The organism is Amycolatopsis sp. cg9, from assembly GCF_041346945.1.
GTDB lineage: Bacteria > Actinomycetota > Actinomycetes > Mycobacteriales > Pseudonocardiaceae > Amycolatopsis.
Map to the genome: position 1 here is coordinate 1,056,804 of NZ_CP166850.1, position 13,347 is coordinate 1,070,150.

14 protein-coding genes are annotated in these 13,347 nt (G+C 71.0%); 7 read left to right on the forward strand and 7 right to left on the reverse strand.

Annotation, left to right across the window (positions count from 1 at the left end; all coding sequences use genetic code 11):
• Positions 1-75: 75 nt before the first annotated feature.
• Both AB5J73_RS04575 and AB5J73_RS04580 read left to right on the forward strand, forming a co-directional pair.
• Positions 76-693, forward strand: a complete 618-nt coding sequence (locus tag AB5J73_RS04575) for a LysE family translocator (protein WP_370968462.1) — start codon at positions 76-78, stop codon at positions 691-693.
• A gap of 126 nt (positions 694-819) precedes the next feature.
• Positions 820-2,445 (forward strand): GTP-binding protein, encoded by a 1,626-nt coding sequence (locus AB5J73_RS04580; RefSeq protein ID WP_370968464.1) that lies wholly within the window; start codon positions 820-822, stop codon positions 2,443-2,445.
• Here AB5J73_RS04580 and AB5J73_RS04585 read toward each other — a convergent pair.
• The 4 genes from AB5J73_RS04585 to AB5J73_RS04600 are packed head-to-tail and all read right to left on the reverse strand — an operon-like array spanning position 2,435 to position 5,755.
• Complete coding sequence (locus AB5J73_RS04585; protein ID WP_370972926.1) at positions 2,435-3,301, reverse strand: ABC transporter substrate-binding protein; 867 nt, start codon at positions 3,299-3,301, stop codon at positions 2,435-2,437. The two genes, AB5J73_RS04580 and AB5J73_RS04585, sit on opposite strands and share 11 nt — an antisense overlap.
• A gap of 14 nt (positions 3,302-3,315) precedes the next feature.
• The gene (locus AB5J73_RS04590) at positions 3,316-4,008 is read right to left on the reverse strand and encodes an ABC transporter permease (protein WP_370968465.1); all 693 of its coding nucleotides are present in this window, start codon (positions 4,006-4,008) and stop codon (positions 3,316-3,318) included.
• The gene (locus AB5J73_RS04595) at positions 4,005-4,673 is read right to left on the reverse strand and encodes an ABC transporter permease (protein WP_370968466.1); all 669 of its coding nucleotides are present in this window, start codon (positions 4,671-4,673) and stop codon (positions 4,005-4,007) included. Before AB5J73_RS04595 ends, AB5J73_RS04590 begins: the two co-directional genes overlap by 4 nt.
• Positions 4,670-5,755: an ABC transporter ATP-binding protein gene (locus AB5J73_RS04600; protein WP_370968467.1), complete on the reverse strand. Its 1,086-nt coding sequence runs from the start codon at positions 5,753-5,755 to the stop codon at positions 4,670-4,672. The genes AB5J73_RS04595 and AB5J73_RS04600 overlap by 4 nt, the downstream gene beginning before the upstream one ends.
• 92 nt (positions 5,756-5,847) lie before the next feature.
• Between AB5J73_RS04600 and AB5J73_RS04605 the strand changes: the two genes are divergently transcribed.
• Positions 5,848-7,257 carry a bis-aminopropyl spermidine synthase family protein gene (locus tag AB5J73_RS04605; RefSeq protein WP_370968468.1) on the forward strand — a complete coding sequence of 470 codons (1,410 nt, stop codon included), beginning with the start codon at positions 5,848-5,850 and terminating at the stop codon, positions 7,255-7,257.
• Between the two features lie 89 nt (positions 7,258-7,346).
• Here the strand turns inward: AB5J73_RS04605 and AB5J73_RS04610 are convergent, their stop codons facing one another.
• Positions 7,347-8,528, reverse strand: coding sequence for an NADP-dependent malic enzyme (locus tag AB5J73_RS04610; RefSeq protein WP_370968469.1), 1,182 nt, complete (start codon positions 8,526-8,528; stop codon positions 7,347-7,349).
• Positions 8,529-8,885: 357 nt separating this feature from the next.
• On the opposite strand from AB5J73_RS04610, the gene AB5J73_RS04615 reads away from it, so the two are divergent.
• The 3 genes from AB5J73_RS04615 to AB5J73_RS04625 all read left to right on the forward strand — a co-directional run bounded on the left by AB5J73_RS04615 (position 8,886) and on the right by AB5J73_RS04625 (position 10,401).
• Positions 8,886-9,491, forward strand: a complete 606-nt coding sequence (locus tag AB5J73_RS04615; RefSeq protein ID WP_370968470.1) for a dTDP-4-dehydrorhamnose 3,5-epimerase family protein — start codon at positions 8,886-8,888, stop codon at positions 9,489-9,491.
• 65 nt (positions 9,492-9,556) lie between these two features.
• Positions 9,557-9,970, forward strand: a complete 414-nt coding sequence (locus tag AB5J73_RS04620) for an SRPBCC family protein (protein ID WP_370968471.1) — start codon at positions 9,557-9,559, stop codon at positions 9,968-9,970.
• The gene (locus AB5J73_RS04625; RefSeq protein WP_370968472.1) at positions 9,967-10,401 is read left to right on the forward strand and encodes a MarR family winged helix-turn-helix transcriptional regulator; all 435 of its coding nucleotides are present in this window, start codon (positions 9,967-9,969) and stop codon (positions 10,399-10,401) included. The genes AB5J73_RS04620 and AB5J73_RS04625 overlap by 4 nt, the downstream gene beginning before the upstream one ends.
• Here the strand turns inward: AB5J73_RS04625 and AB5J73_RS04630 are convergent.
• Positions 10,391-12,001 carry a GMC oxidoreductase gene (locus AB5J73_RS04630; protein ID WP_370968473.1) on the reverse strand — a complete coding sequence of 537 codons (1,611 nt, stop codon included), beginning with the start codon at positions 11,999-12,001 and terminating at the stop codon, positions 10,391-10,393. The two genes, AB5J73_RS04625 and AB5J73_RS04630, sit on opposite strands and share 11 nt — an antisense overlap.
• A gap of 137 nt (positions 12,002-12,138) precedes the next feature.
• On the opposite strand from AB5J73_RS04630, the gene AB5J73_RS04635 reads away from it, so the two are divergent.
• Positions 12,139-12,795, forward strand: coding sequence for a hypothetical protein (locus AB5J73_RS04635; protein ID WP_370968474.1), 657 nt, complete (start codon positions 12,139-12,141; stop codon positions 12,793-12,795).
• On the opposite strand, the gene AB5J73_RS04640 is transcribed toward AB5J73_RS04635, so the two are convergent.
• Positions 12,792-13,265 carry a hotdog fold domain-containing protein gene (locus tag AB5J73_RS04640; protein WP_370968475.1) on the reverse strand — a complete coding sequence of 158 codons (474 nt, stop codon included), beginning with the start codon at positions 13,263-13,265 and terminating at the stop codon, positions 12,792-12,794. The genes AB5J73_RS04635 and AB5J73_RS04640 overlap by 4 nt on opposite strands.
• Positions 13,266-13,347 lie beyond the last annotated feature (82 nt).

A 13,347-nucleotide genomic window follows, 5' to 3' on the forward strand; every position in this document is an offset into this window, starting at 1 on the left:
CCACATTGGGGCGCTCGGGGACCGGCTGCGGAAAAGGAGTTCGCCGCCCGTGTGGGGCGTGTCAGGATCGACCCCATGCCGGTCGATCCGCACCTCCTCCTGGCCTTCGTCGCCACCACGATCGTCGCCATGGTGACGCCCGGTCCGGACATGCTCTTCATCCTCGGCTGCGGCATGCGCGGCGGGCCGAAAGCCGGGCTGCTCGCCACCGCCGGGGTCGCCACCAGTGAGGCCGTCCACGTCGCCGTCGCCGCGGCCGGGCTGGCCGCGCTGTTCGCCGCCGTGCCCGTGGCGTTCGCCGTCGTGCGGATCGTCGGCGCCGTTTACCTCGTCTACCTCGGCGTTCAGGCCATCCGCCACCGCGGCAAGATGACCGAGACCACCGGGGGCAAAGTCGACCGCGCGTACCTGAGCGGGCTGCTCACCAACCTGCTCAACCCGAAGATGGTCACCTTCACCATCGCCTTCCTCCCGCAGTTCATCGACCCCGCCCGCGGGCACCTCTGGCTGCAGTTCGCGGTCCTCGGCGCGATCCTCATCGCGTTCGAGTTCCTCGTCGACGGCGCCGTCGGGGTCCTCGCCGGCCGCATCGGCGGGTGGCTGCGCCGGCGGCGGAAGGCCCAGCGGCGGATCGAGGTCGCCACCGGCGGGATCTTCATCGGGCTCGGCGTGCGGCTGGCCGTCGACCGCTAAATCGGTTGCCCCGGCCGGCGCGGCTCTGCTGCACTGGCCCGAACCGATCCCAGGAGCTGATCATGCGCGGAGCTTTCGTGTTCTTCCCGCCGGCCGAATTCGCCACCACCGGAGACCTGAAGCTCATTGCCCGCACTCAACTTGGGAATCCTCGCGCACGTCGATGCCGGTAAAACCAGCCTCACCGAACGGCTGCTGCTCGCCGCCGGGGTGATCGAGCGGCTGGGGCGCGTCGACGACGGCACCACGCGGACCGACACCCTCGCGCTCGAACGCGCCCGGGGCATCACCATCAAGTCCGCCGTCGTCTCCTTCGCCATCGGCGAAACCACCGTCAACCTCATCGACACCCCCGGCCACCCGGACTTCATCGCCGAGGTCGAGCGGGTGCTGGCCGTCCTCGACGGTGCCGTGCTCGTCGTTTCCGCCGTCGAAGGCGTCCAGGCGCAGACCCGGTTGCTGGCCAGGGCGCTGGACCGGCTCGGCATCCCGGCGCTGCACTTCGTCAACAAAACCGACCGCCGCGGCGCCGATCCCGGTCGCGTGCGGCGTGAAATCGCCGCGAAACTGCCACCCGCACCGGTCTTCGAGGGGTCGGCGCTCACCGGCGACGGCATCGACGAGCTCCGGCGCGCCATCGTCGAACTGCTGCCGAAGTCCGAAGAGGACAGCGGCGGCCCGTTGTCCGGCACCGTGTTCAAAGTGGACCGGCGCAACGTCGTCCACGTCCGGGTGTTCTCGGGCACGCTGCGCGTCCGGCAGCGGCTCCCGGCCGGCAAGGTCACCGCGATCCACGTCTTCGAGCGCGGCGAAGCCGTCCGGCGCGACCGGGTCACCGCCGGCCGGATCGCGAAGGTCACCGGCCTCGACGCCCGGATCGGCGACGCGATCGGCGAAGCCCGGATGGCTGCCGGGCGGCAGTTCGCGCCGCCGACGCTCGAAACCGTCGTTCGCACCCGCGGCGACCGGGGCGCGCTCCACGCCGCGCTGGCGCGGCTCGCCGACCAGGACCCGCTCATCGCCCTGCGCGTCGACGGGTCCGAGCTCTTCCTTTCCCTGTACGGCGAAGTCCAGAAGGAGGTCATCCAGGCGACCCTCGCCGACGAGTACGGCATCGAAGCCGAGTTCGGTGAGACGACCACGATCCACGTCCGGCGGCTGACCGGCACCGGCGGCGCCGCACGGCTGATCGGCGAAGCACCGAACCCGTTCCTCGCCACCATCGGCCTCCGCGTCGAACCGGCCGAGGACGGCGTGGCGTTCGGGCTCGAAGTGGAGCCGGGGTCGATGCCCGCCGCCTTCTTCCGCGCCGTCGAGGAGACCGTGCGGACGACGCTGGCCCGCTGGTCGATCCCGGCCTGCGCCGTCACCGTGACGCACTCCGGCTACTGCGCACGGCAAAGCCATTCCCACGGCACGTTCGACAAGAGCATGTCGAGCACCGCCGGCGACTTCCGCGACCTCACGCCGATCGTGCTCCGGGAGGCGCTGGAGCGGGCCGGGACCGTCGAGTGCGAACCCGTCCACCGGTTCCGGCTCGACGTCCCAGCCGCCGCGATCAGCGCCGTCACGCAGGCCGTGGCCCGTCTGCGCGGCACCCCGCTCCAGACCACTTCGGACAGTGGGGAAGCCCGGATCGAGGGCGATCTCCCGGCCGCCGCGGTGCACGAGCTGCACCGCAGGCTCCCCGGGCTCACCCGGGGCGAGGGCGTGCTGGAGACGGTGTTCGACCGCTACGAACCTAGGACTTGAGGTTGTTGCGGGCGAGGAAGTCTTCCGCGATGTCGAGCGGGTTGCGCTTCTCCTCGGTGAACTCGACGTTGAGCCGCGTGAGCTGTTCGGTGGTCAGCGCCGCCGACACGCGGTTCAGCGCGGCTACCTCGCCAGGCGACAGCGTTCCCTTCGCCACCAACGGAACGATGTTCTGCGCCGGGAACATGTTCTTGTCGTCGGCCAGCGGCACGAAGCCGTTCGCGGCGATCGTCGACGACGTGCTGAACAGGTCCGCCACCTGGACGTCGCCGGACTTCAGCGCCGCCACCGTCACCGGCCCGCCGGTGTCGGTCGTGCGGATCTCCTTGAACTCGCAGCCGTACAACGACTTGATCTTGTCCTTCCAGCGGCTGCTCCACTGGCCCGGCCCGCCGAAGACGAGGTCGCGGCAGCGCGGCCCCAGGTCCGAGAACGTCTTCACGCCGGTGGACGCCAGCTGCGGGCCGACGACGAGCAGGTCCTTGTCCTCGGCCGGTGCCTGGTCCAGCACCTCGAAACCCGCCGGGATCTTCTGGCGCAGCTGCGCGTAGACGTCCTGCGAGGTGGTCGCCTGCGTGTCCTTGTCGAAGTACCGCAACAGGTTCCCGCTGTAGTCCGGCACGACGGACAGCGATTTGTCCTGCAGCGCCTTGACGACGACCTCGCGGCTGCCGACCGGCGGCCGCACGGTGACGTTCGACGCGCCCGCGTTCTTCAGCGCGCCCGCGTAGATCTGGGCCAGCAGCAGGCTTTCGCCGACGTCCGACGCGCCGATGATGATGTCGCCGGTCGCGCCGCCTTCACCACCGCCGGCGAGCGGGTTGCCGCAGCCGGCCGCCAGTAGCAGGACGGCCATCGCCAGGAAGCGCTTCACGCCGTCACCTTCTTGCCGGTCGCCGCCGCCGTCGCGAGCCGGACACCCCGGGGCACCAGCGCCCGGTTCAGCAGCGCGAAGAGCAGGTCCAGGACGATGGCGAGCAACGTCGTCAGCAGCGCGCCCGCGATCACCTCGGAATAGTCCAAAATAGCCAGTCCGTCGAGCAGGAACCGGCCGAGGCCACCGAGTCCGACGTACGCGGCCACCGCGGCGGTCGCGACGAGCTGCAGCACGGCGTTGCGGATGCCGCCGAGCACGAGCGGCAGCGAGATCGGCACCTCCACCTTCCAGAGCCGCTGCCAGCCGGTCATCCCGACGCCCTCGGCCGCGTCGACCACGCCGTGGTCGGTCGCCTGCAGCCCGGCGTACGTCCCGGCCAGGATCGGCGGCACGGCCAGCACGACGAGCCCGATGATCGTCGAGGTGACGCTTTCGGTGAACAGCAAGAACAAGAACGTGACGAGCCCCAGCGTCGGCAGTGCGCGGATCGCGTTGCCCACGCTCACCAGCGCGACGCCGCCGCGGCCGGTGTGGCCGACGAACAGTCCCAAGGGGACGGCGATGACCAACGCGATCACGAGCGACAAAGCGGTGTAGCCCAGGTGTTCCAGCAGCCGCTGCGGCACGCCGTCCGGCCCGGACCAGTGCGCCGGGTCGCCGAACCAGTGGAAGAGATCGGTGATCACGCGGCAGTCACCCGTTCCCACGGTGTCAGGAGGTTCCGGATCCCCACCAGGACCAGGTCGACGACGAGCGCGAGCAGCAGCGTCAGCACGATGCCGACGACGATCGGCGAGAAGTATTCGCGCTGGAACCCGTCGGTGAACAGCACGCCGAGGCCGCCGGTGCCGATCAGCGCACCCACGCTGACCAGGCTGATGTTGCTCACCGACGCCACCCGCACGCCGGCCGCGAGCACCGGCACGGACAGCGGCAGCTCGACGGCGAAGAACTTGCGCAGCGGCTTGTACCCGACCGCCGTGGCCGCGGCGGTCACCGACGGCGGCACCGCGTCCAGCGCGTCGAGCACCGGGCGGACCAGCAGCGCCGTGGTGTAGATCGTCAGCGCGACGACGACGTTGACGCTGTCGAGGATCTTCGACCCGATCAGGCCGGGGATGACCACGAACAGCGCGAGCGACGGGATCGTGTAGAGCAGGTTCGCCAGCACCATGAGGACCTGGCGCGCGGGCTGCCAGCGGTGACCGAGCCAGCCCGCCGCGATCGCCAGCACGATGCCGAGCACCAGCGGGAGCAGCGCCAGGTAGACGTGGTCACCGAGGTCGCCGAGGACTTGGCCGCGGTTGTTCCCGCTGCTCAGGTACCGCCCGAGCTCGTCGAAGAAGCTCATGACGCCTGCGGCGTGGCCTCGATCACGTCCAGGACCTGCCGGGCGACGACGCCGCCGAGCACGCGGTGGTCTTCGTCGACGACCACGCCGAGGCTGGCCGGGGACGACAGGGCCGCGTCGAGCGCGCCGCGGATCGGGGTGCCGTGGATCCACAGCGAACCGCCGGCGACGAGGTCTTCTTCGGACAGTGCGCCGTCCACTGTGGAGTTCGGAGCGAGCCAGCCGCGGGGTTGCTTGTCGGTGTTGACGGCGAGCCGCCAGCCGTCGCTCGCGGCCACCGGGGAACCGATCTCGACGAGTTCGATCTCCTTGACCTCGACGCCATCGGCGGAGAGGAAGGACAGCCCGCGGTAGCCGCGGTCGCGGCCGACGAAGGACGCCACGAAGTCGTCCACCGGGTGCCGCAGCACGTCGGCGGGGGTGCCGTACTGGGCGAGCTTGCCGCCGACCCGCATCACCGCCACCTTGTCGCCGAGCCGGACGGCCTCGTCGATGTCGTGCGTGACGAACACGATGGTCTTGCCCAGCTGCGACTGCAGCCGCAGCAGCTCGTTCTGCAGGTCCTCGCGCACGATCGGGTCGACGGCGGAGAACGGCTCGTCCATCAGCAGCACCGGCGAGTCCGCGGCGAGCGCGCGGGCGACGCCGACGCGCTGCTGCTGGCCGCCCGAGAGCTGCGCCGGGTACCGCTTGCCGAGTTCCGACGGCAGGCCGATGATCTCCAGCAGTTCGGCGGCCCGTTGACGCGCCTTCGCCTTGTCCCAGCCCGAAAGCAGCGGCACGGTCGCGATGTTGTCCAGCACCGTCCGATGTGGAAAGAGCCCGGCGTGCTGGATGACGTACCCGATGCCGCGGCGCAGCAGCGCCGGGTCGCCCTCGGCGACGTCCTTGCCGTCGAGCAGCACCTGCCCGCCGGTCGGCTCGACCATCCGGTTGATCATCCGCAGCGACGTCGTCTTGCCGCAGCCGGACGGGCCGACGAACACGGTGATCGTGCCGTCCTCGACCGTCAGGTTCAGCTTGTCGACGGCGACCGTCCCATCCGGATACTGCTTGGTCACGTCGCGGAATTCGATGGTCACTGCCACTCCCCATGTCCCGGTCCGTCCGACCGTAGCCGAGTCCGCGGTGGTTGGCACGCTGTTCCGCAGGGTGGCCACTAGGCTCGTGGCCCGTGAGCGCACTCGACGACGTCCTCGCCGCGCACGGCGTCGGCGTCCGCCCGCTGTACCGCGTCATCGACCTCCTGCGCACCGGCGACCACGACCTCGGTGAGCTGGTGCGGCTGTCCACGGCGCCGCGGCGCAGCGTGGAGGACGTCCTGACCGCGCTCGGCGACGACCTCGACCGCAGCGGCGACCGGCTGCGGATCGCCCCCGGCGTCGCCGCGTCGTACCTGCGGTACAGCGTTCCCCGCTACGGCGACCCGCTCGACGAAGCCGTCGCGGGGCACGAGCTGCTGCCGAAGATCGCCGAGTGGGTGGCGGAGGTGCCGTCGCCGCTGGCCGCGCTCGACCACGTGCAGGCCACGCCGGAAACCGTGCTGCGCCGCGCGCTGTGGCTGGACGCGCAGTACGACCTCGCCTCGGCGCGGGTGCTGTTCCTCGGCGACCACGACCTGACGTCGCTGGCGGTGCGGGCGGTCAGCCCGGCGGCGTCGCTCACGGTCGTCGACCTCGACGAGCGCGTGCTCGCCTACCTGGACGACCGCGGCGAGCGCGCGATCGCGACGGCCCACGCGGACCTGCGCGTCGGCCTGCCCCCGGCGTTCGCCGGCCGGTTCGACCTGGTGTTCAGCGACCCGCCGTACACGCCCGAAGGCATGGGGCTGTTCGCCACGCGCGGGGTGCAGGCGCTGCGGGAGCCGAGCGAGGGGCGGCTGCTGCTGGCCTACGGCTACAGCCCGCGCCACCCGGCGCTGGGCGCGCAGGTGCAGCGCTCGCTGGCCACCCTCGGGCTGACGTTCCAGGCGATCCTGCCGGGCTTCAACCGCTACTTCGGCGCGCAGGCGATCGGCAGCTCGGCGGACCTGTACGTCTGCCAGCCGACCGCGAAGGCCAAGAAGGTGCGCGGCGCCAAGGCGATCTACACGCACGGCCCGCAGTCGGTCGAGGCGGCGGGCACGAAGCCGGCGCTGCTGGAGAAGCTGAAGGAGATCGCGGCCGCCGGCGGGCTCGCACTGGAGTCGCGGCCGGTGGACTGGTCGATCTCCGGGCCCGAGGGCGACGCCGTCGCGATGGACCTCTCGGGCGACCCGGGTCCGTGGCTGCTGCGCACGCTGCTGGGCACGAACGCCCGCCGCCTGGCGCTGCTGGTGCCGAACGCGCACCCGGACCTCGCGGACCAGGCGTCCCAGGAGGCGCTCGCGTCACTCGTCCGGGGGAAGTACGCGCTGCGGTACCTGCGCAGCACCCCGGACAACCGGCACGCGGTGGTGGTCGCGGACGCCGTCGAGCACCAGGACGAGGTGCTGACCCGCGCCCACGCCCGGCTGGCGAACGTCTCCCTCGACGTCCCCGAGGACCTGACGGACCTGCGCCTGGTCGACGTCCCCCGCCACCGCCTCCCCCAGCTCTTGGGTTGAGACCCGCACTTTCACGTGAAAGTGCGGGTTTGCGGCACAAAGCGGCACTTTCCCTATGAAAGTGCCGCTTTGGCGCTGGGTGGGGCGGGTCAGTCGGTGACGCCGTCGGCCTCCGCGGCCTTCGCCACCGCCGCCGCGACCTCCGGGGCCACCCGCGGGTCGAGCGGGCTGGGGACGATGCGGTCCGGGCCCAGGTCGTCGGTCGCCACCGACACGATCGCCTCGGCGGCCGCCAGCTTCATGTTCTCCGTGATCGCCCGCGCGCCGGAGTCCAGCGCGCCGCGGAAGACGCCCGGGAACGCCAGCACGTTGTTGATCTGGTTCGGGAAGTCGCTGCGGCCGGTGGCCACGATCGACGCGTAGCGCGCCGCGACGTCCGGGTGGACCTCCGGGTCCGGGTTCGACAGCGCGAACACGATGCCGCCGCCCGCCATGCGGCCCAGCAGCGACTCGTCGATCGTCGCGCCGGAGAGCCCCAGGAACACGTCGGCGCCTTCGAGCGCCTCGGCCAGGCCACCGCGCAGGCCGGCCTTGTTCGTCGTCTCCGCCAGCCGCTGCTTGACCGGGTTCAGGCCGTCGCGGCCGTCGTGGATGATGCCGCGCGAGTCGAGGACGGTGACGTCGCCGATGCCGGCTTCGCGCAGGATCTTGGCGCAGGCGACGCCCGCCGCGCCGGCCCCGGAGACGACGACGCGCTGGTCGGCGATCGCGCGGTCGAGCACCAGGTTGGCGCCGCGCAGCGCGGCCAGCGTGACGATCGCCGTGCCGTGCTGGTCGTCGTGCATGACCGGGCAGTCCAGCGCTTCCTTGAGCTTGTCCTCCAGCTCGAAGCACCGCGGCGCGGAGACGTCTTCCAGGTTGACGGCCCCGAAGGACGGCCGCAGCCGCACCAGCGTCTCGACGATCTCGTCGACGTCGGTGGTGTCCAGGACCAGCGGGATCGAGTCGAGCCCGCCGAACGTCTTGAAGAGGACCGACTTGCCCTCCATGACCGGCAGCGACGCGCTCGCGCCGATGTCGCCGAGGCCGAGCACCGCCGTCCCGTCGCTGACCACGACGACCAGCCGGTCCGCCCACGTGTACCGCTTGGCCTTGGCCGCGTCTTCGGCGATCGCGCGGCTCACCTTCGCCACACCCGGGGTGTACGCGATCGAAAGGTCACGCGGGCTGGAGATGGGGCGGGTGGCCGCCACCGAGAGCTTGCCGCCCTCGTGCCCGGTGAAGATCTCTTCGTCGGTGACCGGCGCGACGGCGCCGGTGGGGTCGCTCATGGGGTTTCCTGTCGTCGTTTCCGTCATTCGTCCAGTGGGAATGACGGAACTCGCGGATCGAACGTGTGTCACTGGAATTTCTCCTGGGCCTGCGAGCGGGGGACCACGGCTGCAGGGGACACCGTGGTGATTCCCGGCACGGCAGCCCAGCGCGGTAGCGCCGGCCTGTCGGCGAGGCGTCACGTCGGCCATCGGTGCCGTGGGTCTGGCGATGGCCGCGGACGCGGCGGTCCGGTCATTGTGACAGGTCCGGTCGCGCGGTGGACCCCTTGGTGCGGTTGATGTCACACCGAAGCCCAATTCCGGCAATTCCCAAGACGTCTGTCCGGTTTTCTAAGCACCCGATATGATGAAGCCATGCAATTCCGCCGGCTGAACGTCCCGGACGCCTTCGAGTTCTTCCCCCGGGCGTTCCCCGACGATCGGGGCCTGTTCGTGGCCCCGTTCCAGGAGGAGGCCTTCCGCTCCGCCGTCGGCCACCCGCTGCGCCTCGGCCAGTCCAACCACAGCGTGTCGCGGCGCGGCACGATCCGCGGCATCCACTTCGCCGACACGCCCCCCGGCCAGGGCAAGTACATCTACTGCCCGCGCGGGTCGCTGCTCGACGTCGTCGTCGACCTCCGCGTCGGCTCGCCGACCTTCGGCGAGTGGGACTCGGTCCGGCTCGACTCGAGCGAGTACCGCGCCGTCTACGTCGCCGAGGGCCTCGGCCACGGGTTCGTCGCGCTCGAGGACGACACGGTGATGGCCTACCTCTGCTCCGAGCCGTACACGCCGACGGGCGAGCACGGGATCAGCCCGCTCGACCCGGCGCTGGACCTGCCGTGGCCGGCGGAGCTCGAGCCCGTCCTGTCCCCGAAGGACCTCGCCGCGCCCACGCTGGCCGAAGCCCGCGAGAGCGGCCTGCTCCCGGTGTACGAGGACTGCGTCGCCTACTACGACAAGCTGCGCTCGATGAACTGAGCCGCCCGCCGGGCCGGCCGAGAAGCCGCTTGCCAAGTTAGTAAGCGCGCATATAGTCTGCCCGCATGGCACTTTACGAGTACGAGCACAGCGAGACGTCCACCGCACCCGCCGCCGCGATCTGGCCGCTCTGGGCCGACACCGCCCGCTGGCCGGAGTGGGACGCCGGCGTCCGGTCGGTGGTCGTCGACGGCCCCTTCGCCGTCGGGACCAGCGGCACGATGACCATGGACGGGATGCCGCCGATCCCGTTCACCCTCACCGAGGTCACCGAGGGCCGGAGCTTCACCGACGAGACCCGCCTCCCCGACGCGTTCCTGCGGTTCGAGCACGTCCTGACCGACGTCGAAGGCGGCACGGAGATCACCTACCGCGTCACGATCGACGGCCCGGACGGCTTCGGCCCCCAGGTCACCGAAGACACTCCAGACGCGATGCAAGCGCTTGCGCGCCTGGCTGAGGCATCCTCGCGGGTATGACCGCCCCGGAGTCCCGCCTGCCCGGCCCCGAGCGCAGCCCCGGCTTCCTGCTGTGGCGCGTGACACTGGCCTGGCAACGGGCGATGCGGGCCGCGCTGGCCCCGCACGACCTCACGCACGTCCAGTTCGTGCTGCTGACGACGACGTGGTGGCTCACCCGCTCGGGCGAGCCACCGTCCCAGCGGCAGCTCGCCGAGCAGGCGGGCACCGACACGATGATGACCAGCCAGGTCGTCCGCAAGCTCGCCGAGCGCGGCCTGCTCGCCCGCGCCGACGACCCGGCCGACGCCCGCGCGAAGCGCCTGGAAGTCACGCCGGCCGGCCTGGAGCTGGTCGCGAAGGCGCTGAAGGACGTCGAGGCCGCCGACGCCGCGTTCTTCGACGGCGTCGGCGACGACTTCACCGCGTCGCTGGCCCGGCTCAGCCCCTGACGTCTTCGGCGAGGACGCGCTCGATGTTGCGTTCGGCGAGCGCCGTGATCGTCACGAACGGGTTGACGCCGGTGCTGCCGGGGATCAGCGAGCCGTCCGTGACGTACAGGTTCCGGTAGCCCTTCACCCGGCCGTAGCCGTCGGTCGCCTCGCCGAGCACCAGCCCGCCCAGCGGGTGGTAGGTGAAGCGGTTCTCGAACGTGCGCGTGTCCCCGAACAGGTCGTAGCGGTAGATCGTCTTGTTCGCCCGGTTGACCTGGTCGAACAGCGCCTTCGCGGCGTCGATCGACGGCTGCCCCTGCGACGCCGTCCAGCGCAGCTTCGCCGAGTCGCTCGCCGCGTCGTAGGTGAAGTGGCCGCGTTCGGGGTTCTTGGTGATGGCCAGGTACAGGCTGACCCACGTCTCAAGGCCGGCGGGCACCGGCGCGATCTCGGCGAAGGCCGGGTGCACCGGGTCGGCCCAGTTGTCGATGCCGAGCGCGGGCATGCCGGACTGCAGGCTGCCGGTGGTGTCCCAGACGTGGTTGGCGCGGCCGAGCATGACGTTGCCGTTGGTGCCCCAGCCGCGGCCGACGGCGTCGGGCAGCTCCGGCAGCCGGCCGGTCTCGCGGGCGCGGAGCAGCAGCTCGGTCGAGCCGAGGCTGCCGGCGCCGAGGAACAGGTGCTTCGTCGTGACGTGCTTGGTGGCGAGGACCGTGCCACGGTCGTCGATCTCGCGCACCGCCAGCGTGTACGACCCGTCCGGCTGGTGGCTGATCTCGCGGACCTCGTGCAGCGCCTGGATGGTCACGTTGCCGGTGCCGAGCGCGGCGGCGAGGTAGGACTTGTCGAGCGAGCGCTTGCCGTGGTTGTTGCCGTAGATGACCTCGGAGGCGTCGGCCGAGCGCGGGACCGTGCCCGCCTCCTCGCGCCGCAGGTAGTCCATGTCGTAGACGCTGGGCACGAACACGGTGTCGAACCCGGCCTTGCGGGCGGCCTTCCGCGAGACGCGGGCGTACTTGTAGGAGCGGCAGGTCTCGAACCACGCCGGGTCGACGACGTTGACGCCGAGCTGGGCGCGGGCCCGCGGGAAGTACTTGCCGTACATCTCCTCGGCGTCGACCCCGGGGAGGATCTCCTCGAAGTAGGAGCGCTTCGGCGTCACCGCCATCGCGCCGTTGACCAGCGAACCGCCGCCGACGCCGCGGCCGAGGTACACCGCCATGTCGCCGAAGTTCACCCGGTCGAGCACGCCGGCGTAGCGCCCGATGGCACGGTTGGCGAGGTCGAGCCAGAGGAAGGACGCGAGCGGCGCCTCGGTGCGGTCCTTGAACCACATCGACCGCTCGTCCGGGGTGAGCATCGGGCAGAACACCTTGCCGTCGGCGCCCGGCGTGCTCCACAGCCGGCCCATCTCGAGCATCAGCGTCGGGATCCCGGCCTCACCGAGCCGCAACGCCGTGACGGCGGCGCCGTAGCCGGTGCCGATCACCACCGCCGGGACGTGCTCGGGCAGCGTCGCGGCGGTCGCGGGCCGCGTCGACACCGTGGTCAGCCCGAGCGCGGCGGCGGAGTTCAGTGCGGCGAGGCCGAGGAAGCGGCGGCGGGAGAAGGCAGACATGCACCCGATCATGACCCAGTTCAGTGAACAGTGTTAACTATTTGAAACACGTTTCACCCAGTCGAGGGAAATCCTCGGGTCTCCCCTGGGGGCGATCCCGGATGTCGCGGCCGCGCGGTGCGAGCAGGCTCACCGGCATGAAACTTCTCGCACTGGGGGCGGCCGCGGCCGCCGTCGCCGCACTGGGAGTCGTGCCCGGGACGGCGTCCGCCGACGAGCTGCCGACGTTCGACTTCTCGGACTGCCCGGCACCGCCCGCGAACGCCGACCCGGGCACGTGGCGCTGCGAAGCCTTTGTCTCGCAGGGCAAACTGACGATCGACGGCCAGAAGATCCCGCTCGGCGAGATGCGCCTGACGTTCAGCGAAGGCCGCGTGAACGGCGAGTACGCGCAGGCGTTCGGCGCGCTCCGGCACGAGCCGGTCCGCGTCCCCGGCCTGGCCGGCACGACGCTCCAGCTGCGCTACGGCGGCTATTCGGACTTCCAGGGCGACGACGCGCGGCGCGGCGAGCTGGACGTCTACGCCGTGCTGCGGCATCCGTTGCTGCGCAAGGACTGCCGGATCGGAGTCATGCACACCGTCGTCCACGACGACCCGGCCGTGCCGTCGACGGTGATCTCGAAAACCCCGCCGACCATGCACTTCGGCGTCGTGGACCCGGATCTGGCCGTGCCCGCGACCACCGGCTGCGGAGCACTGGGCAAGGTCGTCGACCGGCGGCTGGGCCTGCCGTCGCCGTCGGGCGAGAACACGTTCCACCAGACCACCTACGTGCAGTACAAGCCGCTCTAACGCTTCTTCGGCGTCACCCAGATGGTGATCGTCCCGGTGACCACGGCCTTGCCGTTCGTGTCCGAAATGGTCACCGGGACGTCCAGCTCGACGCCCTCGTCGCCGAAGTCCGGCAGCCCGGGCAGCGACGCCACCGCGCGCAGGCCGGTTTCGGCCTTGGCGACGTACTGGACGTTCATGCCCTTCGGCAGCCAGCGGTGGGTCGGCGGGACGGTCGCCTCGGCCAGCATGCCCATCGCGATCTCGGCGAGGTTGCAGGCGGCGATCGCGTGGAACGTGCGGATGTGGTTGTAAACACCCCACCACTTCGGCGCAGTCACCTCGCAGTGGCCGGGGCGCAGCTCGCGCACCGAGGGCAGCACCGTGCGGAAGTACGGCACGCGCACACACATCGCGGCGCTGAACAGCTGTTTCCCACCCGGCTTCGAGGCCAGCTTGTGCCACAGCGCGAACGTCGGCGTCTCGGACATGGGTTCTCCTCGAACTAAGCTACTGCTCAGTAGCTAAGCAGACGACCTGCTGCCGCGCAAACGGCCGGGTATGTTCGGCCGC